20 protein-coding genes and 1 riboswitch are annotated in these 21,073 nt (G+C 48.1%); of the genes, 19 read left to right on the forward strand and 1 reads right to left on the reverse strand.

Annotated features, from left to right (window positions below; translation table 11 throughout):
- Window positions 1-38 precede the first annotated feature (38 nt).
- Both F3H20_RS11135 and F3H20_RS11140 read left to right on the forward strand, forming a co-directional pair.
- Window positions 39-743 (forward strand): triose-phosphate isomerase, encoded by a 705-nt coding sequence (locus F3H20_RS11135; RefSeq protein WP_149735006.1) that lies wholly within the window; start codon window positions 39-41, stop codon window positions 741-743.
- Window positions 740-1,252, forward strand: a complete 513-nt coding sequence (locus F3H20_RS11140) for a YjbQ family protein (protein ID WP_149735007.1) — start codon at window positions 740-742, stop codon at window positions 1,250-1,252. Before F3H20_RS11135 ends, F3H20_RS11140 begins: the two co-directional genes overlap by 4 nt.
- Window positions 1,253-1,308: 56 nt before the next feature.
- Here the strand turns inward: F3H20_RS11140 and proC are convergent, their stop codons facing one another.
- Entirely contained in the window at window positions 1,309-2,121 is an 813-nt protein-coding gene (gene proC, locus F3H20_RS11145; RefSeq protein WP_149735008.1) for a pyrroline-5-carboxylate reductase, read from the reverse strand.
- A 411-nt stretch (window positions 2,122-2,532) separates the two neighbouring features.
- Between proC and F3H20_RS11150 the strand changes: the two genes are divergently transcribed.
- From F3H20_RS11150 to F3H20_RS11225, 17 genes are all read left to right on the forward strand, one after another.
- The gene (locus F3H20_RS11150) at window positions 2,533-5,502 is read left to right on the forward strand and encodes a sigma 54-interacting transcriptional regulator (protein ID WP_149735009.1); all 2,970 of its coding nucleotides are present in this window, start codon (window positions 2,533-2,535) and stop codon (window positions 5,500-5,502) included.
- Between the two features lie 5 nt (window positions 5,503-5,507).
- Window positions 5,508-5,987, forward strand: coding sequence for a PTS sugar transporter subunit IIA (locus tag F3H20_RS11155; RefSeq protein ID WP_188128294.1), 480 nt, complete (start codon window positions 5,508-5,510; stop codon window positions 5,985-5,987).
- A gap of 31 nt (window positions 5,988-6,018) precedes the next feature.
- Window positions 6,019-6,297: a PTS sugar transporter subunit IIB gene (locus F3H20_RS11160; protein ID WP_149735011.1), complete on the forward strand. Its 279-nt coding sequence runs from the start codon at window positions 6,019-6,021 to the stop codon at window positions 6,295-6,297.
- An 83-nt stretch (window positions 6,298-6,380) separates the two neighbouring features.
- On the forward strand, window positions 6,381-7,628 hold the full coding sequence (locus F3H20_RS11165) for a PTS galactitol transporter subunit IIC (RefSeq protein WP_149735012.1): 1,248 nt from the start codon (window positions 6,381-6,383) through the stop codon (window positions 7,626-7,628).
- Between the two features lie 501 nt (window positions 7,629-8,129).
- Entirely contained in the window at window positions 8,130-9,641 is a 1,512-nt protein-coding gene (locus F3H20_RS11170) for a phosphohexomutase domain-containing protein (RefSeq protein ID WP_149735013.1), read from the forward strand.
- Between the two features lie 315 nt (window positions 9,642-9,956).
- Window positions 9,957-10,724 carry a 4-hydroxy-tetrahydrodipicolinate reductase gene (locus tag F3H20_RS11175; protein ID WP_149735014.1) on the forward strand — a complete coding sequence of 256 codons (768 nt, stop codon included), beginning with the start codon at window positions 9,957-9,959 and terminating at the stop codon, window positions 10,722-10,724.
- A 251-nt stretch (window positions 10,725-10,975) separates the two neighbouring features.
- Entirely contained in the window at window positions 10,976-11,152 is a 177-nt protein-coding gene (locus F3H20_RS19920; RefSeq protein WP_188128295.1) for a hypothetical protein, read from the forward strand.
- A gap of 913 nt (window positions 11,153-12,065) precedes the next feature.
- Window positions 12,066-12,482, forward strand: a complete 417-nt coding sequence (locus F3H20_RS11180) for an acyl-CoA thioesterase (RefSeq protein ID WP_149735046.1) — start codon at window positions 12,066-12,068, stop codon at window positions 12,480-12,482.
- A 391-nt stretch (window positions 12,483-12,873) separates the two neighbouring features.
- Window positions 12,874-13,416 (forward strand): hypothetical protein, encoded by a 543-nt coding sequence (locus F3H20_RS11185; RefSeq protein ID WP_091743911.1) that lies wholly within the window; start codon window positions 12,874-12,876, stop codon window positions 13,414-13,416.
- A 20-nt stretch (window positions 13,417-13,436) separates the two neighbouring features.
- A complete protein-coding gene (locus tag F3H20_RS11190) occupies window positions 13,437-14,105 on the forward strand; it encodes a coenzyme F420-0:L-glutamate ligase (RefSeq protein ID WP_149735015.1) in 669 nt (222 codons plus the stop codon).
- A 149-nt stretch (window positions 14,106-14,254) separates the two neighbouring features.
- On the forward strand, window positions 14,255-15,229 hold the full coding sequence (locus tag F3H20_RS11195; RefSeq protein WP_149735016.1) for a 2-hydroxyacyl-CoA dehydratase family protein: 975 nt from the start codon (window positions 14,255-14,257) through the stop codon (window positions 15,227-15,229).
- 6 nt (window positions 15,230-15,235) lie between these two features.
- Window positions 15,236-16,000 carry an acyl-CoA dehydratase activase gene (locus tag F3H20_RS11200; protein WP_149735017.1) on the forward strand — a complete coding sequence of 255 codons (765 nt, stop codon included), beginning with the start codon at window positions 15,236-15,238 and terminating at the stop codon, window positions 15,998-16,000.
- Between the two features lies 1 nt (window position 16,001).
- Window positions 16,002-17,669 (forward strand): hydantoinase/oxoprolinase family protein, encoded by a 1,668-nt coding sequence (locus F3H20_RS11205; protein ID WP_149735018.1) that lies wholly within the window; start codon window positions 16,002-16,004, stop codon window positions 17,667-17,669.
- 5 nt (window positions 17,670-17,674) lie between these two features.
- The gene (locus tag F3H20_RS11210) at window positions 17,675-19,000 is read left to right on the forward strand and encodes a histone deacetylase family protein (RefSeq protein WP_149735019.1); all 1,326 of its coding nucleotides are present in this window, start codon (window positions 17,675-17,677) and stop codon (window positions 18,998-19,000) included.
- A 14-nt stretch (window positions 19,001-19,014) separates the two neighbouring features.
- Complete coding sequence (gene rph, locus F3H20_RS11215) at window positions 19,015-19,755, forward strand: ribonuclease PH (RefSeq protein WP_091743982.1); 741 nt, start codon at window positions 19,015-19,017, stop codon at window positions 19,753-19,755.
- The gene (locus tag F3H20_RS11220) at window positions 19,752-20,342 is read left to right on the forward strand and encodes an XTP/dITP diphosphatase (protein WP_149735020.1); all 591 of its coding nucleotides are present in this window, start codon (window positions 19,752-19,754) and stop codon (window positions 20,340-20,342) included. The genes rph and F3H20_RS11220 overlap by 4 nt, the downstream gene beginning before the upstream one ends.
- Window positions 20,339-20,818 (forward strand): metallophosphoesterase, encoded by a 480-nt coding sequence (locus F3H20_RS11225; protein ID WP_149735021.1) that lies wholly within the window; start codon window positions 20,339-20,341, stop codon window positions 20,816-20,818. Before F3H20_RS11220 ends, F3H20_RS11225 begins: the two co-directional genes overlap by 4 nt.
- Before the next feature lie 58 nt (window positions 20,819-20,876).
- A riboswitch (Lysine riboswitch) is annotated at window positions 20,877-21,052 on the forward strand.
- Window positions 21,053-21,073 lie beyond the last annotated feature (21 nt).

Consider the following 21,073-nt stretch of genomic DNA (forward strand, 5'->3'; position numbering starts at 1 on the left):
ACCGATTTTAAGAAAATACCGGGAAAAGAGGAAAAGCTATGAATAAACGCAAGATAAAGGCTCCTTTTCTGATTATTAATCCGAAATCTTATATCTATGGGGAAGAGAGCTTGGAATTAGCTAAAATTGCCGACCAATTGGCCAAGGAGTACAACATAGATGTTATGTTTACTGCTCAGTTAGTTGATATTCCGGCTATTGTTCAGCACACTTCTCAGCTCATTGTTACGGCTCAGCATATGGATGGAATCGTCCCGGGCAGAGGCATGGGGCATGTTTTGCCGGAGGCATTGAAACATGCCGGAGTTGCAGCGGTGGTATTAAATCACGCGGAATGTCCGCTAACGATGGCCAATTTAGATAAAGCTATGAGACGGGCCGATGAATTAGGGATCATTACAATCGTATGTGCCGACAGTATAGCGCAATGTAAAGCTGTGGCGCAGCTTAAACCGGATGTGATCATTTGTGAGCCGACCAGTTTAATCGGTACAGGACACACCAGTGATGACAGCTATATTCTTGAAACCAACGAAGCGGTGAAGGCGATTGATTCTTCCATATTAATTATCCAGGCGGCCGGTGTAAGTACCGGTGATGATGTGTACCGGGTAATTACGCAGGGAGCCGACGGCAGCGGTGGCACCAGTGGCATATTAAATGCTCCCAATCGAAAAGAAAAGATTCTTGAAATGATAAAGGCATTAAAAAGAACAGAAAAAGAAAGGATTGAATTGTCATGATCGTACATGGAGATACTTTAGTGGTCAAATCGAATGGAAATCGTCCGTCTTACCATGAAATTACCGAAGAGGTCCGCCGAATCATTGCCGAAAGCAAAGTGCAGGAGGGTATTGTAGTAGTAAGTACTCCTCACACTACCTGTTCCGTTTTTTTTGAGGAATATATGCATGACCGGAATTTTAACGGTGATGAAGTAATCCAGGTAGATCTGAATAGAATTTTGGATAAAATTATTCCCCGTTGTGTGACGGAAGGACAGTATGGCAGCCCGGGTCCTAAACATACCGAATTTGCCATGGGCCTAAATGATCCGAACTATCCTCCTGATCCCGGAACCTTGTTAAACACTGATGCTCATCTCAAAGCAACCTTGCTTGGTTCCAGTGAAACCTTTGTGATTCGTGGCGGAAAGCTAATGACCGGAACGGTTGGCTACATCTATTTTGTTGACTGGGATCAGAATAGAGCGCGTAATCGGAATATCTATATACAGGTTTTAGGGAAATAACAGAGAAAGTTAGAAGTAAATGAATAAGCCAGCCGGTTTCGGCTGGCTTATTGTGGTTATTTCTGAGCGTTCTCCATTTCACGGAATTTATTGGCCGAGCGAAGCATGGCTTCAGCGATGTTTCCTCTAAAGCCATTGGCAGAAAGGGCCAGTACTCCTTCAATTGTTGTACCGCCAGGCGAACAGACTGCATCTTTCAATGCTCCGGGGTGCTCGCCAGTTTCCAGCACCATTTTGGCGGCGCCTTCGACGGCTTTAGCAGCGAACAAATAGGAATCTTTGCGGGAAAGGCCCAAGGCCACGGCGGTATCCGCCATAGCCTCAATCAACATATAGACAAATGCCGGTGATGAGCCGCTGACAGAACCGACGGCGCTCATCAGGTCTTCCTTCACTTCTATTGCTGTACCGGAGCTATTGAAGAGTTTGTGAACATTTTGCTTTTCTACTTCTGTAATATTATCCGAGAAGGTGATGCCGGACATGCCGCAGCCAACCATAAGCGGGGTATTGGGCATGGCCCGCACCACTTTCAAGGGCTTGCCAAAGGCGGCGCGTATTGCTGCGATAGAATAGCTGGGGGCAATGGTGATAATGATTGAGTTTTCCTGGATACTTTCGCGGATTTCGCCGATAACAGCAGCATACATGTTAGGTTTGACAGCAAGCAGCAAAAGCTTTGCCTGCCGGGCAACGTCACAATTAGTCCTGGCTGTTTGGATTCCGTAGCTTTGGTGCAGCGCTTCCTGGCTTTCCGGACGGCCGGTATGTACGAGAATGTCGCTGCCTGTTAAATAGCCGCTTTTCAATACGCCGGCCACCATAGCCTCACCCATATGGCCGCAGCCGATAAAACCAAGTTCTTTCATAGATAAAACCTCCTTAAGGCTTTTGCAGAGTCATATTAGATAAAATATGGGAGAAAACGGGGATGTTTTGAATAAATCCTTATAGTGATTGTTTTATTACAAGTGTTCTTTTACGGAAGCGATTTGCTGTTTTCTAATCCGATAGTATGAGTATAGTACAAATTTGTAAATTAATAAAACAGATGTTTTTCATTGTTACCATTCATTTTATATCATAATAAAACGATACAATTTACACTTTCCCGATAAACGGACCAGACCTGGTATATTTTGAGATGGTATGGTATGTTTTGTCGATGATTGGTATACTTTGTAATAAGTAGAGGGCGCCTGAGTGCGGTGAAATCAGCAGTCTACAATATATACCTTGCTTGGCATGGTTTATGCTATTAAATAAGAGTGGAGGGGCATATGAAAGAATCACTTGATCAGCTGCTTGCAACGGAAGATAAGAAAAAACCGTATACTGACGAACAGCTTGCGCAATTGCTGGGGATGAAAAGAGAGCAGGTTACGGGCTTGCGGCGGCAATATGGTATTGCTGATTCACGTACGCGGCGAAAACCTGTTCTGATGGCCGCATTAAAGAACATATTGCAAAAAAGTCCGCAGATCTCCGAACGGGATCTGACACAGCATTTGCGAAGCGGCGGCTTTGACATTTCGCGGTTTGCGATTCGCGAATACCGTAAAGAATGCGAACAGGTACCGCAGAAAAAAACGCAGCCGGCCCAATTGGTGCGAGAGGAAGCAGTGCTGGCAGGCGCGAAGCAGCCGGAGGGAACAAACATAACCAGTGATGTGTTTGCCCATTTTATCGGTTGGCAGGGTAGTTTGAAAACCATTATTGAACAGGCCAAAGCTGCCATTTTCTATCCGCCCAAAGGTCTTCATACCTTGATTTTGGGAGAACCGGGAGTCGGAAAAAGCGATTTGGCCGAAGCCATGTATCAATACGCCAAAAGTGTACAGCGGATTTCGCGGCAGGCGCCGTTTGTTTTCTTTAACTGCGCTGACTATGTTAATAACCCGCAATTGCTGATGGCTCAGCTATTCGGTTATATCCGCGGTGCTTTTACCGGTGCGGCAGCCGATAAGGAAGGACTGGTTGAAAAGGCGAATGGCGGGATTTTATTCTTAGATGAAGTTCATCGTTTACCGCCGGAGGGACAGGAACTTTTATTTTATCTAATGGATAAAAATTGTTTTCGCCGCTTAGGCGAGACCGAATTGGTCCGACACGCGTCGGTTATGATCATCGCGGCAACTACGGAAAACCCGGACTCTTCGCTGCTCATCACCTTTCGCCGCCGCATTCCCATGTTGATTGAAATTCCTTCTTTGGCAGTCCGTCCATTTAATGAACGCTTTGAGCTGATATCGGCCTTTTTCGCCCTGGAAGCCATGCGGACAAAAAACTCAATCGAGATTGATGCGGAAACCCTACGGGCCTTACTGCTGTTCGAGTGTCCGGGCAATATTGGACAATTATTAAGCGTCATTCAGGTGTCCTGCGCGCGAGCTTTTTTGAACCATGTAATCAATCAGAAGAACATAATCCGTATTACCGCTGAGGATTTGCCGGCCTATGCGCGTAAAGGCCTGTTAAAGATTCAAAATCGTCAGGATATTGAACAGCTAATCAAGGGAAAGCTTATTGTCCATCCCGACCATACCGTTCAGGAAGCGAAGGAGACGGAAAATATATATTCCCTCTCGTCGTCCATTTATCAGTATATTGAAGAGCGCTATCAGGATTTGCAAAACAAAAATATGAGCGACGAAACCATCAATTGCATCATTGGTGATGAACTGGAGGTTCGTTTTAAAACAATCATCAAACATATTGAAACCAATGTCCGGCCGGTTTTAAAAACTGATCTGGTGAAAATTGTCGGGCAACAAGTGTTTGATGTGTGTGAAAAAATCCAGAAGCTGCTATCCCCTGAATTGCAGCTCGCCGGGGACAAACTGTTCTATTGTCTGGCGATTCATTTGAAAACGACGCTGGATCGTTTGGAAGAAGGGCGGATGGTCGTCAATCCCCATTTGCAGACGATAAAGAAAGAGCACCGCCATGAATATGAAACGGCGCAAAAAATGGTTTCGATCATGGAGAAGGAATTGCAATTGCGGTTTCCCGAGGATGAAATCGGGTTTGTGGCTATGTATCTGGTGACCTTTGCCAACCAGACGGAACGACTGGAAGAAGGCCGAGTAGGTATTGTGATTATTTCTCATGGCCATGTTGCCGAAGGAATGGCTGACGTTGCCAACCGGCTGTTAGGTGTTGTGCATGCCAAGAGTGTGGAAATGTCATTGGATGAAAGCCCGGAAAACGCACTGGAACGGGTTTTGGATATGGCAAAGTCGGCAGACGAGGGAAAAGGGGTCCTGCTCTTAGTTGATATGGGATCGCTTGTTACCTTTGGGGAATTGGTTACTCAAAAGACAGGCATTAAGACAAGGGTAATCTCGCGGGTGGATACCGTACTGGCCATTGAAGCGGTGCGCAAGGCCGCGCTACAGCAAATGACACTGGATGAACTGGCCGGCTCATTGGAGGAAAACCCCCGTTATGTTTCCCGGCTGGGGCTTAAAAAGGATAAATCGCAAACTAAGCCTAAAGTGCTGATAACTGTTTGCATTACCGGTGAGGGGGCGGCCTTGAAAGTTAAGGAATTGATTGAATCATTGCTGCCGGAGCTGCCTGAACAAATTGAAATTATGTCGTTTGGCGCTATTCAGGGGAATTTGCACCAGGTTATTCAGGATGTACAACGAACGAAAGCGGTGCTTGCCGTTATCGGAACGGTGGACCCGGCCTTACCGCAGGTGGCTTTTATTTCTATTGAGGAACTTGTCAAAGGTGATGGCATTCAAAGAATCAGAGCGCTGCTGGAGGGTGGATGTTTTGTTGCGGCTAATTCCGGAGGAGCCCATGAATATACCCTGCAAGAATTGCTGGTGCCTGAGCTTGTGCTGGTGCATCCTGCTGTACAGGGGAAAGAAGCGGTGTTGCAAAGCTTAAGCGATTTATTGATCGGGCAGCAACATGTGCATGAAAATTTTTTGGAAGGCGTTTATCAAAGAGAGATTTTGCGTCCTACCTATATGGGGAATGGGGCGGCGATGCCTCACACAGACCCTTCTTTTGTAAAAAAACCGGGGCTTGCTATTGCTAAACTTGCAACCCCGATTGATTGGAACGGCAAACCGGTTCAGCTTGTTTATATGCTGGCCTTAACCGAGGAGTGTCAGACGATGATTAAAGAGTTATACAGTCTTATTTGTTCTCAGGATTTTTTATCGGCGGTTCAGCAGGTAAAAACACCCGAGCAATTTATAGCAGCAGTGCACAACTATGGGGAGAAGGGATGAGTCCAATGAATGGAAAAGAAGCTTTTGCTTTGGTGCCGGAATTGGTTCTGGTAGGGATTGAAGCCAGTACCCGGTGTGAAGTATTGGCAACAATGAGCAGCAATTTATTCCGTCAGGGATATGTGCAAGAATCGTATATCCAGGCTATTCAAGAACGGGAAATCCACTATCCCACCGGCTTGCCGGCGGCTGAAATCGGAGTGGCCATTCCCCATACCGATGCCGTTCATGTGAATAGGGCCGCTGTATCCATCGGTATTTTGAAAAAACCGGTATTGTTTCAGATGATGGGAAACCCGAATCAGATTGTCGAGGCGGAGATTATTTTCATGCTGGCGATCAAGGAACCGCAAGAGCAGATCAATATGCTGCAAAAACTTTCCTCTCTCTTTCAAAACCACACTCTGCTGCGTAACTTACGTAAGACCGTGAAGCGGGAACAGGCGGTATCGCTGCTTAACCAGGCATTGCAAATAGGAGCCTGACGGACAAAATCCATATAAGGAGGTGAAATTCATGAGTAAACGTGTTGCGATTGTTTGCGGTACAGGAATTGCTACGTCAACGATTGTTGCGGAAAAAGTCAAGAAGGGACTGCAAAAGCGGGGCGTTACCGCGGATATTTTTCAGTGCAAAATCATTGAATTGGCCAGCCATGCGGCCAATATCGACTTGGTTGTGTCGACAACATTTGTGAATAATAAGCTTTCTGTTCCGGTCATCAGTGCCATCAATCTTATTACCGGTATCGGTGAGGAAGAAGTTTTGGATCAGATTGCGGAGCATCTGCGCTAAAGATACCCCGGGATAGTAAGCGTTGCGGCAATTCTCCGGGTGGTTATCGTTAATGGTTTTATAATATTTTGGAGGTGTAATGAATGGACGCAATTAAGTTTATTTTGGACCTCGGCGCTACCGTTATGTTACCCATTATTATCTTTTTATTGGGCTGGGGACTTGGGCAGAAGCCCGGTCAGGCTTTTCGTTCCGGGATTACCATTGGAGTGGGGTTTATCGGTATTAATTTAGTTATTGGTTTGTTAGTCAATAGCATTGGTCCGGCCGCCCAAGGTATGGTCACCAAAATGGGCATCGAGCTTAATGTGATTGATGTAGGCTGGCCGGCGGCGGCAGGGATTGCCTTTGCCTCCAAAGTTGGTGCATTTATCATTCCTATTGGCCTGGCCGTTAACTTCATCATGCTGTTGACCCGGACGACGAAAACCGTGAATGTCGACCTATGGAACTTCTGGCATTTCGCTTTCACCGGAGCCATGGTCAATGTATTGACCGGCAGTTTTTTAATGGGTTGTATTGCGGCAGCCATTAACGTAGTTATTGTATTAAAGCTGGGCGACTGGACGGCGCCGATGATCCAGAAATTCTACGGTATCCCAGGCATTTCGCTGCCTCATGGGTTTTCAGCAGCCTATGTGCCGATTGCTATTCCCTTAAATGCACTTTTCGATAAAATACCTGGGTTAAATAAGATTGATCTGGATACCGATGTAATCCAGGAAAAGTTTGGCGTGATTGGCGAGCCGGTCATTCTGGGGTTGGTGCTGGGTGCCGCTCTGGGCGGCTTTGCCGGCTTCGGTATAAAAGAAATTCTGCAGTTAGCCATGGCAATGGCCGGAGTCATGTTCTTAATGCCACGAATGGTTAAGGTGTTAATGGAAGGCTTGATGCCTGTTTCCGAAGCGGCCAGAATATTCTTCCAGAAACGCTTCTCCGGGCGGGAATTTTATATCGGACTGGATTCGGCTATTGCCGTAGGCCACCCGGCTGCGATTACCACCGCTATTATATTGGTGCCTATCTGCATCCTTCTGGCTATTATTATTCCGGGCAACCGGGTGCTGCCATTTGGTGATTTGGCAACCATTCCGTTTATGGTGGCCATGGTCGCTCCCGTCTGCCGCGGTAATGTGTTCCGGTCAGTTATTATTGGTGCTATCGTAATTGCCGTAGGACTATTGATTGCCACCAACATTAGCGCACTGCATACCACGGCCGCTATTGACGCCGCCTTTAAATTCCCGGCCAACGCCACTTCCATTTCTTCCTTGTGCGACGGAGCCAATCCGCTGACCTGGATTTTGGTAAAATTATTTTCTTTCCTGTAGCCTTTGTCAAATTTTGCGGGTAGTAAGCTAGGAATAACGAAACCGGCACCATCTTATAGTTAAGGTGGTGCCAGTTTATCTATTGGAATAGAAGATGCAGCGTAAGTTGTTTCTGAGGTATTGAACATTAAAAAAGAGTCCCATAAAAATGATAGGAGGAAAAGAAAGAAGACCTTTTCAGGGCCTCTTTATGCTTGTATGCCTGTCCGCACTGTATGAAAGCTAGAGTATTCCGGCTGGCGATGCTGATTTCATGCCGCCCGGGTATTTAATAGACGCCGATACTGCAGGTATTGTAGGTTCTCTTGCCTTTAGCTTAAGAAAAGCATAACTTTTGTCATTTTAATACTTTTCTCGCAAGGCTTTTGTCGAGAGTTGCTGGATAAAAATTCCCATTAGATAATGCAGCGGATACGAAAAGTATGATACTATAGAAGTGGATATTTCCCGAGAAATAATCTGCAGAAACGCAAAAAAATACTCAGATAGGTAGGTAGACTGATGGACGAAATGTGGAAAAAGCTTCAAAACGGGACAGATATACGGGGGATTGCCATTTCGGCTGAAGGCAAAGCGGTAAATCTTACGGAGGATAAGGTCAGGGCTATTGCCTACGGCTTTATTACCTGGTTGTCGGCTAAGACGAAAAAGAATACTGGCGATTGTAAAGTGGCGATTGGTATGGATTCGCGCTTGTCAGGGCCGGCTTTAAAAGCTGCACTGATTGAAGGGCTTACCGGGGAAGGTTGCCAGGTGTATGACTGCCAATTAGGGACGACGCCGGGAATGTTTATGACTACCGTATTGGATGAATATAGCTGTGACGGAGCCATCATGGTTACTGCCAGCCATTTGCCTTTTTACTATAACGGACTGAAGCTATTTACCAAAGCGGGAGGCTGTGAAAAGGAAGATATTCAGGCTCTGCTGGAGCTTGCCGCCCAGGGGAGCACAGGGACCGGAAGCGGTAAGGGCACGGTGCAGGCGGCCAACCTGATTGATTCTTATGCGAAGGTATTGGTCGATACGATCCGTCAGGGCGTTAATTCCAAAGTCAATTACGAAAGACCGTTACAAGGCTGCAAAATTGTTGTAGATGCCGGAAACGGGGCCGGCGGTTTCTTTGCCGGCAAAGTATTGCAGCCCTTAGGGGCTGATACGACAGGCAGTCAGTTTTTGGAGCCTGACGGTCATTTCCCCAATCATGCGCCTAATCCGGAGAATCCGGCGGCCATGGAAGCCATTAAAACGGCTGTATTAAGGAATAAGGCCGATTTGGGCATCATTTTTGACACCGATGTGGACCGGGCGGCCGTAGTCAGCTCCGACGGCGCCGAAATCAACCGTAACGCCTTGATTGCCTTACTGGCCGCTATCGTGCTGAAAGAACATCCTCAATCCTATATTGTAACAGACTCAATAACCTCCACCGGGCTGGGAGAGTTTATTGGGCAACTAGGCGGAGTGCATCACCGTTTTAAACGGGGCTACAAGAATGTGATCAATGAGGCGAAGCGCTTAAATCAGGAAGGCAAAGAAAGTCATCTAGCCATTGAAACTTCCGGCCATGCCGCTTTAAAAGAAAATTATTTCCTCGATGACGGAGCCTATCTTATCGCTAAAATACTGATTACCATGGCAACTTTGCGCGAGCAGGGGCTGGAAATCCAGAGCTTGATTAAGGATCTGAAAGTTCCCAGCGAAAGTGTTGATTTCCGGCTTGGTATTACGGTAGACGCTTTTAAAGAATATGGTACGGAGGTTATTCAGACTATTGAGGAGTATGCGAAAACGATGGAGGGCTGGAGTCTGGTGCCCAATAATTATGAAGGAGTCAGGATCGCCGACAGCACCCCAGCCGGACAGGGCTGGTTCTTATTGCGGCTGTCGTTGCATGAGCCGGTATTGGCATTGAATATTGAGTCGGATGTACCTGGCGGGGTAGCCGTCATGCTAAATAAGCTTACCCCTTTCTTTAAAAAGTTTGAAAAACTGGTTTATTCGTTTCACTAATAACAGGTAAAGGCGAGGCCGTCAGACATCCCCAAGCCTGTTTTGGGATGAAAGGACCCTCTCGGCAGAACCTGCTGGGAGGGCCCTTTTTGACAGGTTATGACTTGCATTTTTGCTGAAAATAAGGTAAAATAAATCAACTAACAACTTTTTTTTTGAATAAGGTTGTTAGTTGATGAATCTAATTTTGATAATTATATAAAACCAGGGACAGTTGATTAGTCGTATTAGTTAAGATGGAGTCTTTAATAAAGGCTTCATTTTTTTCATCTATCGTCAACATGTAATGACTTTTTAAGAAAGGAAGTGTGGTGTATGGAAAAGATTCGTATTGGGTTATTTGGCTTTGGAAAGACAGGCAAAATTATAGCTAATGAATTCTTGCGGAACGATTCATTTTTGCTTGAATGGGTTGTTCGTAAAGGTTATGAAAGTCATCATAAATATGCCAGTCGTTTGCTGGGCTATGAATTTGAGGCAGGCGATATATACTCCATGACGGATATTACAGACACTTTCTTTCTGGAAAGAAAGGTAGATGCTATTGTTGATTTCTCCAGTGCGGCCGGAGTTTATGAATATCGGACGGCAGCTGAACTTAAAATTCCTATTGTATCGGCTATCTCAAAATATGGCGAAGCGGAACTGAAGCAGTTGCGGGAATACGCTAAATCCACGGCAGTGCTGTATTCTCCTAATATTACACTGGGAATTAATGTACTGTTGGTGGCGGCTCAGGTATTGCAGAAGATTGCTCCTCATGCAGATATTGAAATTGTCGAGGAACACTTTGGTGAAAAAAAGGAAGTTTCCGGTACGGCGAAAAAAATAGCCGAAGCACTGAATTTAGACGCCGCGCGACATGTACATTCTATTCGGGTTGGCGGAATTGTCGGCAATCATCAGATTGTTTTTGGTATGCCTAATCAGACCATCCGTTTATCCCACGAGAGTGTATCACGGGCTGCCTTTGGTCAAGGGGCAATTTTTGCAGTAAAGCATATTATCAATCAGCCTATAGGGATGTATCATATGGAAAATATCATTGCAGATATGTTCCGTAATCATATTCCTGTTTATTAATCAGTGTAAAAAGCTTAGTTAAATAAAGCTCTTCCCCCAAACGCAAACTATGGTATAATGCCCTTAGATAAAAAAGAAGGCCAACCGGTGGAAAACGATTGACCTTTTCTCCACAAATTTGTGGAGGGATTGCAGCGATATCATTATACCAATTTGGTAAAGAAAAATGTATAAAAAATGTAAAAAAAAATGTAAAAAAGATGAAACAGCCTTCTGACTAGGACAAGCAGCAAAGGCAAGGGGGAATGTTTGTGGAATTTTTAAAGAAGCTATGGAACATGCTTTGGATCACTGTGGCGGTATTTTTGCTGGTGGTTTTTCTAACGGCAGCCAGAATGGCCTTCTTTGACACGTATATTCAAAACGATTTAAAAAATAATGTGATATATAAAAGCATAATCGACGAAAACAATAAAAACCACCAATAGCAGCTATCTTACGGTGTTCCGTTATTTTGCCGCAGGAAACAGTCCGGAATTTCTATTTGGTTGGAAAACCTATTCGTTTTTAATCATATCAGTGATACACTTATGTTAGATGGCCGGGGATTGGCGCAACCCCGGCTTTTTTATTGGAACAAACCGGTTATAAAAATAAAAATGATGAATTTTAGCAAGGATTATGGCGTTATTTGGTGAAAAATGATTTATTTAGATAAAATTTACATATGATATTGTATATTTTCTCTAATTGGATACTTTTTGATATTTTAAAGGAAATAGGACTTTTGCACTGGTTGCCGGGACTATGGTACTATTATGTAAAAGAATATAAGGGGGCTGGAGAATTTGGGCAAAAGCAGATGTCGGTGCGGCGGTAATAAGTATGAGACAGTGGATATTACACCTGTTGGCTTGGCAGATAAAAGGTGTTTCACCCGGTGTTCCAGATGTGGGCTGGTAGTGACCGTATCTAATTGTCAGAGTCCTGTGAAAGAAGCATCCCCCCAGTCTTTTCTTCATCTGTTTCGTAGTGCCTGGAGCAGCATCCGGTAAGATACAGAGAGCCTTCGGGCTCTTTTTTATGTAGAGAACGGTTTAGCCTCCTTCTGACAGGCGGTTCTCCGGGCATGTTAAGCCGGTAACGGAAACTTGACAGGAGTTGTTTGGCACCGGCCGATCGAAGAAGGTGTTTTTTGACAAACAACGCAAAGGGCAGTACAATAAGGAAAGATTGTTCACGCATGCAGGGCGTGCTTTTTTTTGCATGTTCCGAAAGAGGCAGACTTGTTTTGCGTACAAACGGGATGGTGGTCTTGCTGAAGGCAGTCCTTGCTGGAGTTTCCCAGTGAATGCCTTACGCGGGAAGGAGAATGGTACATGGAAAGGGCTGATGGCGATCATGGTGACAGTTAGAGAGAAAGTTCGGTTTGTTGAGACGGACATGATGGGAGTGGTTCATCATGCCAATTATTTTCGCTGGTTTGAGATGGGACGGGTTGAGTTTTTACGTCAAGCCGGGATTTTATTGCTGGATTTAATGGCTGACGGGATTGTGTTTCCGATTACCGAGGTGAACTGCCAGTACCGCGCCTCTGCCAGGTTTGATGATTATATATTGATTGAGACAATTCCCAAAGTGCTTTCTAAGGCGAAGATGGAGTTTACTTACCGGGTTATACGGGAGCGGGACGGAATATTGCTGGCTGAAGGGTATACGCAGAATGTATTTACCGATACTAATGGAAAAATAGTGCGACTGTCCGGCCGGTATTATGAGTTATTGCAGGCGGCGCAAAATAAGACAGAGAGCTTGTAAGTATAGCAGTATATCTCGCAGTGGAGCCGGTCGGGCTGCATTGGTTGTTGGCTGATAATTCCTTAATTAGGTTAGGGCGTGTCTTCAAATTATCCGAAACGATTCCTAGCGGTGCTTTTTGGGCCAGACTTCATTAAAATCTTTTGAAATAGGGGCCGCTATTCCTGCAAAATTTCGTGTGCCCTTTAGGGTATAACTCGTCTGGCGCAAAAATCCCTCGCCATAAATCATTCCGTTATTTTGAAGGCACACCCTAGTTAATTTGCAGGAATTTGGTAAGAATACATAGAAACTCTTGGTATAAAAAGGCGTAGATCAATAGCAGATCATGGCGAACCAGGCGAATTATTGCCGGGTATAGCCAAAACAAATAGAAAATGGGGGCCAGGTTGTGGATTTCTTAAATGTGATTGTAGTGTTGGCAATAGTGCTGATTTTAGCGGTTTGGCTGTATATTGCCCGTCAGGGTGATGCCGAATTTGAATTTTTGGTAGATCAGCGTACGAAGTTTACATTGACCGAAGCTAATGAAGTGATGGCGGCGTTTACCTGCCGAGTTCCTTTTATCAACAAGGGAACGCAGGATGGAACCATCATGGATGCTTATACGCGGCATCTGCTGCCCTATGAGCAGTATGACGGAGTGGAAGTTGTTTCCCGTCTGGCGCTTGAAACGGCGCCGCGTACCGATGCATACTGGGAAGCGCTTATTGTACCGTTTGGTACGGGCCAGGCTGTGGATGTGACACTGATCCTGACTGCAAAGAATAAGGATATTGCCAGGACGCTGCCGGACATGGTGGACATGTCGCTGGATATTGTGTACCAGGTAGTGGCCCGCAGTGAATGGTATCTTGCCAAAGGATCGCGGCTTTATATTGACGCCGCCGAGTTGCGGCAGGCCTATGAAGCGGGACAAAAGGCGCAAGCCTAGATATTAGGAGGCAGACACACATGGCTGAACTTGAATTGATACCGGTTCGTACCCGGTTGTTGACACATAAGGATAATATTGTAGATGCCATTGAGGAATATGCAAAACAGAACATCGGACCCCATGATATCGTTTCAGTAGCGGAAAGCGTAGTTGCTATTACGCAGGGACGGCTGGTGCGTCCGGAGGAAATGAAAGTTTGCTTTTTGGCGAAAATATTAAACCGGTTTGTACCGCAAAAGGGCAGTTTGTCCAGCGTCTACGGCATGCAGGCGGCGATGGACGCCGAAGGAAAATGGCGCGTGTTATTCGCTATGATCATGGGCGTGCTGGCTAAACTGGTCGGTAAAAACGGTGTTTTTTATGAAATGGCCGGCGAACAGGCGGCGCTGATTGATGATGTGACAGGGACTATGCCGCCGTTTGACAAGCATTTGGTCTATGGACCGAAGAATCCGCAGAACGTGGCGGAGGAAATCAAAACGCGCCTGGGTTGTTACGGCGCGGCAGTAGCCGATGTAAACGATTTGAAACGGGCTGCTGTATTAGGTGTGTCCAGCGGATTGGACCCTAAGAAATTGGCCAGAATTTTAATTGATAATCCTTTTGGCAACGCGTCACAGCGTACACCGATTGTTATTGTTAAAAACTATGCGTTGCTGGAAGCTGCCGGCAGTGGTGAAGCGTAAATAGACAGCGCCATGGCGTTTTTCGGCAAAGCAGCTTTAACAGCCCGGCGTGCCGGGCCTATGGTATGAAAGACCGGAAAAAGAGGATAGACTAGACTATCCTCTTTCTTATCTCCCGGCGGGGAATTTGCAACTAGGAGAGTTAGGGCATGGCAAATATTGCGATTACGACTACCGTTCCCGTTGAAATCATTTTGGCGGCCGGATATATTCCGGTGGATTTGAATAATATCTTTATTACCAATCAGCGAGCCGTTCGGCTGGTGGAGGCGGCGGAAGAGGCCGGTTATCCCCGCAATTTGTGCGGCTGGATCAAGGGTTTATATTCGGTCGTGCTGGAGGGGGATTTTGAACAGGTTATTGCCGTTACCCAGGGTGACTGCAGCAATACTCATGCCTTAATGGAGACCTATGAACTGGCCGGAATAGAGACCATTCCCTTTGCCTATCCCTTTGACCGGGACTATGATTTGCTAAAACTGCAGATGGATAAATTGATAACCCGTCTGGGCACCGACTGGGCTGCGGTCGATCGGGTGAAAAAACGGCTTGATGTTATACGGAAAAAGGTGGCGAAGCTGGATGAGCTAACCTGGCAGGATAATGTAGTGAGCGGCTTTTATAATCATTTATATCAGGTTTCCTGCAGTGATTTCAACGGCAACCCCGATGAATTTGAAGCCGATGTGGACTGTTTTCTTAAGGAGGCAAGGCAGGCGGCGGAAAGAACGGAGGATGTCCGGCTGGCCTATATCGGTGTGCCGCCGATTTTTACCGATCTATACGGGTATATTGAGCAGCAAGGGGCGAGAGTGGTTTTTAACGAAGTGCAGCGCCAGTTTTCCATGCCTTTTGAAGCACAGGACATTGTGGAACAATACCGGCTTTACACCTATCCATACGGCGTATTCGGCCGGATTCGTGATATCCGGGCGGAACTGGAGCGCCGCAATATTGACGGCATTTTGCATTATGTGCAGAGTTTTTGCTACCGTCAGATTGAAGATATGATTTTCCGTGAAAAGCTCGATATACCGGTGTTGACGATCGAAGGTGATAAACCGGGTAAACTGGATGCCCGGACCAAACTGCGCATCGACAGCTTTCTGGAAATGTTGAGGTGAGTGATTATGCTGTGCGGGATTGATTTAGGCAGCCGCAGCGTCAAGCTCGTCCTGGCTGACGAAGCCGGCCTTCAGGATAAGCACGTGTTTGAAACCGTTCAATTTTATCGTGAATACGGTACCCGTAAGGAAGCGGGGCTGGTGATTGATTTTGCCGCTTTAGGGTTTGAACGGGTGGAGGCTGTGGTAGCCACCGGCTATGGGCGCAATACCATACAAATTGCCGGGGCCACCGTGATACCTGAACTGAAGGCCCATGCCCTGGGGGCGGTATACCAGACGGGTCTGACTGATTTTACCCTGCTTGATCTGGGCGGTCAGGACAGCAAGGTGATTAAGGTGAAAAAAGGTAAAATGATTGACTTTGAAACAAATGACAAATGCGCGGCCAGTACCGGCCGTTACTTGGAAAACATGGCTGCCGTGCTGGGCATAGATGTTGCCGAACTAAGCCGGTATGAGGCTGACCCGGTAGAGCTGAACACAACCTGCGCGATTTTTGGCGAGTCCGAATTGATTGGCCGTATTGTGGAAGGTCATAGCACGGCGCAACTGGCAGCAGGCGTCAATTATTCCATTGTCAGACGGATAAAACCGATGTTAAGGGCCTTGGTTGGCGGCACGCTCGTATTTACCGGCGGTGTGGCTCAGGGCAGCGGCATTCGGAAGATGCTCGAGCGGGAACTGGGCGTGCCTGTGGTTGTTCCGGCGTTCCCCCAGCTTAACGGGGCTATCGGCTGCGTCTGCCATGCTCAGGAAAAGAGGCGGTAATATGCTGGTGGGAATTGATGTAGGCGGTACGTTTACCGATGCGGTTATTGTGAAGGACAGACAAGTGCTTGTGCAGACCAAAGTACCGACAACTCATGGGAATTTACTGTCCGGCATTCTTGCGGTGCTGGATCAGGTGCTGGAGGGTGTGGATCGCCGGGCGATCGAGCGGATTTCCCTTTCGACCACCATTGTGACCAATGCTTTGATCGAAAATAAAACTGATCGGGTGGGGCTTGTCCTAATTCCCGGTCCGGGGTTGGATATTGCCGGGTATGTGCCGCAAGAGCCGGTTATCTTAACCGGTTATACCGACCACCGCGGCCGGAAACGGTTAGCTCTGGCCGAAAGCGAGCTGGTTAAGGCAGCGCAAAAGCTGGCGTCCTATAAGGTATTGGCCGTGTCCGGCAAATTCGCCGTGCGTAATCCCGAGCAGGAAATGCTGGCAGCCGGTACGCTTAGGAAAGCCAATCATCCCCGCCATATAAGTCTGGGAGCCGGAATGGCCGGAACGCTGAATTTTTTGCGGCGGACCAATTCCGCTTATTATAATGCGGCGGTGTGGCGGGTATTTCAAGCGTTTGCCCAGGCGGTGGAAACCGCCTTGCTGCAGCGGGAGATTACGGCGCCTGTTTATATCCTGAAAGCCGACGGGGGAACATTGCCTTTGGCGGCGGCAAAAGAATTGCCGGTTGAGTCTATCTTTACCGGCCCGGCGGCCAGTGTGCTGGGGATCATGGCTTTGGCGGCGCCGGAAGTACCGGCGGTATCGCTGGATATTGGCGGTACGACGACCGATATTGCCTTATGGCAGGAAGGAAGGCCCTTATTTGCCTCCCGGGGAGCGGCTGTTGCCGGCTATCCCACGGCCGTGCGCGGTTTTCGGCTGAGTTCGGTGGGAATTGGCGGTGACAGTCTGGTTCGCCGGGAAAATGGCGAATTGAAAATTGGACCAATGCGTCAAGGGGCGCCCATGGCTTTGGGCGGACCGGCGCCTACCGTCAGTGATGCTCTGGTTGTGGCTCAAAAAGTGCAGCTAGGGGATGCCGGTCAGGCCCAAGCCGCTATGCAACAGGTAGCAGCTGCCGGTCAGACGCCCGCTGCAGCGGCGGAAGAAGTGCTGGCAGCGACGGCTGGGTGTATCTGCCAGGCTATTGAGCGGATGCTTGCCGAGCAGGCTGCCGAACCGGTATATCGGGTAGCAGATATTGTACATGGCGAATTGTTCACGCCCCGCTTATTGATCGGTGTCGGTGGCGCCGCCGGCGGTCTGGTACCGCTGGTTGCCGATTCGCTGGGACTGGAATGTCGCATACCCGACGGGGCGCAGGTGGCCAATGCCATTGGTGCTGCTGTAGCCCGACCGACGCTGGATATTACTTTCCGGGCCGATACGGAGCAAGGCTATTATACGGTGGCGGAAATGGGCGAGCGTGGCTCACTGACTGTCAAACCGTTCGGTATGAGCGAGGCCCGGCGACTGGCTGAAAAAAGTCTGGCCGAACGGGCCGCGCAGGCAGGAGTTGACCTGGCTGACAGTGAAGCTGTCTATGCGGAAGAATTCAACATGGTCAGAGGCTTCCATACGGCAGGCAAACTGATTACGTTGCGTATGCAAATTAAACCGGGAGTTTTAAGTACGATTGACGGCATAAGCGACCGGAGGTAAGGGAAATGGGTAAAAATAAGCTTGGGTTAGTTTTTTTTCCGGCCTTTGACTGGGCGATCAGTCCAAGCCATCCGGAACGGGAAGAACGGCTCTTATATACGCGGGACCAGATACTGGAGGAGGGACTTTTAGACTTGCCCGGTATTGTGGAATATAAGCCGCGCATGGCAGACTTGAAAGATATCGAAATGGTTCATATCGGAGTACCCGACCTTAAGTCGCTGCTGACTGATGCTCATTTAGTCGCTGCCGGCGGCGTGATGACGGCAGCCGATGCGGTCATGCGGCAGGAGGTGAAACGGTCCTTTGCGCTGGTCCGGCCGCCGGGACATCATGCCATGCGGGTGGTACATGGTATCCGGGGTTTTTGCACCATTAATACGGAAGCTGTCATGGTAGAATATGTGCGCCGGCGGTATGGCATACGACGGGTTGCTATTGTGGATACCGATGTTCATCATGGTGACGGAACGCAGGATATTTTCTACCATGACCCGGATACGCTATTCATCTCATTTCATCAGGACGGACGCACTTTATATCCGGGGACCGGCTTTGTCGAGGAAGCCGGCAGTCCGGCGGCGTTTGGCACAACAATCAACCTGCCGCTGCCGCCGGGAGCCACCGACGAGGATATCCACTATGTGCTGGATCAGGTGGTGCTGCCAATCTTGAATGATTTTAAGCCGGACATGATTATTAACTCGGCCGGGCAAGATAATCATTACAGTGACCCACTGGCCAACATGGCTGTTACGGCGCAGGGCTATGCCCGTCTGGCCGACAAGCTTAAGGCTGATATGGCCGTATTGGAAGGCGGCTATTCCATTGAGGATGCGCTGCCGTACGTCAATGCAGGAATCATTCTGGCTATGGCGGAATTGAATTATCATAAGGTAGTTGAACCGGATCCCTTGACTAATAAGCGGCAGACCAGCGATTCGCAACGACAGGCGTACGTTCGAAAATTGACGGAACACTGGCTGAAGGTTTGGCCGCGCCGGGAGGAGCTTTCCCGGCAATTATGTAAGGAGGCTGGGGAGTTTTGGCACCGCAGCCGCAGCATCTATTATGACGAAAGCGGCATTAGCGAGAGGCAGACGGAAAAAGTACGGCTTTGCCCCGACTGTTCAGGCTATTTTACTTTGGGGACAGCGGTAGAAGGCTGGCAGGAACGGGACCGGTCGGCTTTTGCCGCCGCAATAACGAAGGATGCCTGCCCGGCTTGCCGCCGTGCCGCCAAGGATGCGGTGCTGGCGGCGAAAAAGCGGGGAGAATACCGGTACTATTTGCTACAGGATAAGCAGCACTGGGAAGTAGAAAAATTATGATGGCGGTGACGAATTTGAAACGGATTGACGGACGAAGTATGGATGAAATGCGTGTGGTGAAAATTACGCGCAATTATTTAAAATATGCGGAAGGTTCGGTGCTGATTGAAATCGGCAATACGAAGGTAATCTGTGCGGCGACAGTGGAGGAAAAAGTGCCTCCATTTATGAAGGGAACCGGTGAGGGCTGGATTACGGCGGAGTATTCCCTGCTGCCCCGTTCCACGCAGACCCGTAATATCCGTGAGGCGGCCAAAGGAAAGATTACCGGCCGTACCCATGAAATTCAACGGTTAATCGGCCGGGCCATGCGCAGCGTGGTAGACTTAAAGGCATTGGGAGAACGAACGATTTGGCTGGACTGCGATGTTCTGCAGGCTGACGGCGGCACCCGGACAGCGGCCATTACCGGTGCGTTTATCGCCATGGTTGATGCGGTAAATACCATCTATAAGCAAGACAAGGCTTTTCCGGTCAGGGACTTCCTGGCGGCAATCAGCGTAGGCGTCATTGGCAGCGAAACAGCCCTGGATCTTTGCTATGAAGAGGATTCTCATGCCGCCGTGGATATGAATCTGGTAATGACCGGCAGCGGTACCTTTGTCGAGGTGCAGGGAACGGGAGAAAAAAGCGATTTCAGCCGCCAGCAGTTGAATGAAATGCTGAATTACGGTGAAAAAGGCATCCATGCATTGATTGATTACCAAAAGGACATTCTGGGGCCGCTGGCCTGGAAGGTAGGGCGTGAACCGTGAAAGAGATAGTGATTGCCAGCTATAATAAAGGGAAGGTCGCCGAGTTTAAGAAAGCCTTGGCTCATTTGCCGGTTACCGTACTTTCCCTGGCCGACTTTGACCGTATTCCGGAGGCAGTGGAAAAAGGCAGCACGTTTGCCGAGAATGCGGTGCTAAAAGCGCGGCATTATCAGGAATATACGAAAAAGGCCTGCCTGGCCGACGATTCGGGGCTGGCAGTGGTTGCTTTAAACGGAGCACCGGGGGTGCTTTCCGCCCGGTATGCCGGAGAACAGGCTTCAGATACCCAAAATAACGAAAAGCTGCTGGCCGCTATGCAGCGGATAACTGACCGTCAGGCGCGGTTTTGCTGTGTACTGGCTTTTTTGGATACCGATGGCACGCTTTTGACGACCGAAGGCTATTGTGAGGGAGTACTTCTTCAGGCGCCGCGGGGAACGGGCGGCTTTGGCTATGATCCCTTGTTTTTTATCCCGGCTTTAAACAAAAGCATGGCTGAAATTTCCTTGGAAGAAAAAAATAAAATCAGTCACCGCGGCATGGCTGTACGGCATATGGTGGATAAGATGGCGGGATATATGTCATGAAAAAGATCGGCGTCATCAGCGATACCCATGGCCGGGGCATTATGGTTAACCAAGCGGTAAAAGCGTTGCCGGATATGGATTTATGGCTTCATGCCGGCGATAACAGTCAGGACATCCGCTTTTTTGAAGGCTTAACAACGGTGCCGGTGGTGGCGGCGGCGGGAAATTGCGACGGTTATCATGCTACCGCCAAGTTAGATGAATTTTTAACCGTGGAAGGAAAAAGCATTTGGCTGACTCACGGTCATCGTTATGAAGTAAAATACGGCACCCGGGAGCTGATTGAAAAGGCCAATGATCTTGCGGTCGATATTGTTATTTACGGGCACAGCCATATCCCCGATATTACCTGGGAAGGCGACTTGCTGGTTTTAAACCCGGGAAGCGCCGGCTTTCCGCGGGGCAACGTACCGACTTGCGCCCTGCTAGTGATTGATCAGGGTAAGGTTGCGGCTCAGATCATTGATATCAGATAAGAATATATATTGACAGGATATAGGCATATCCTGTATGATAAGTTACAAGTTTATATTATTTTGTGGTAGAGGTGCGGTCTATCAATAGTACCTGACGGAGTCTGGCGAACTGTGAAGCCAGGGAAAGGGATAGCCGCCGAAGCTGCAGTCTTTGCCAGGGATTGCCGCTGGTCTTGTGTTTAAGAAATACCGGACTGTCGCTTGATGGATATCAAGGGGAGCGCTACTATCTTGCACGTGGGTAAAACTTCCTTT

Source organism: Propionispora hippei DSM 15287, from assembly GCF_900141835.1.
GTDB lineage: Bacteria > Bacillota > Negativicutes > Propionisporales > Propionisporaceae > Propionispora > Propionispora hippei.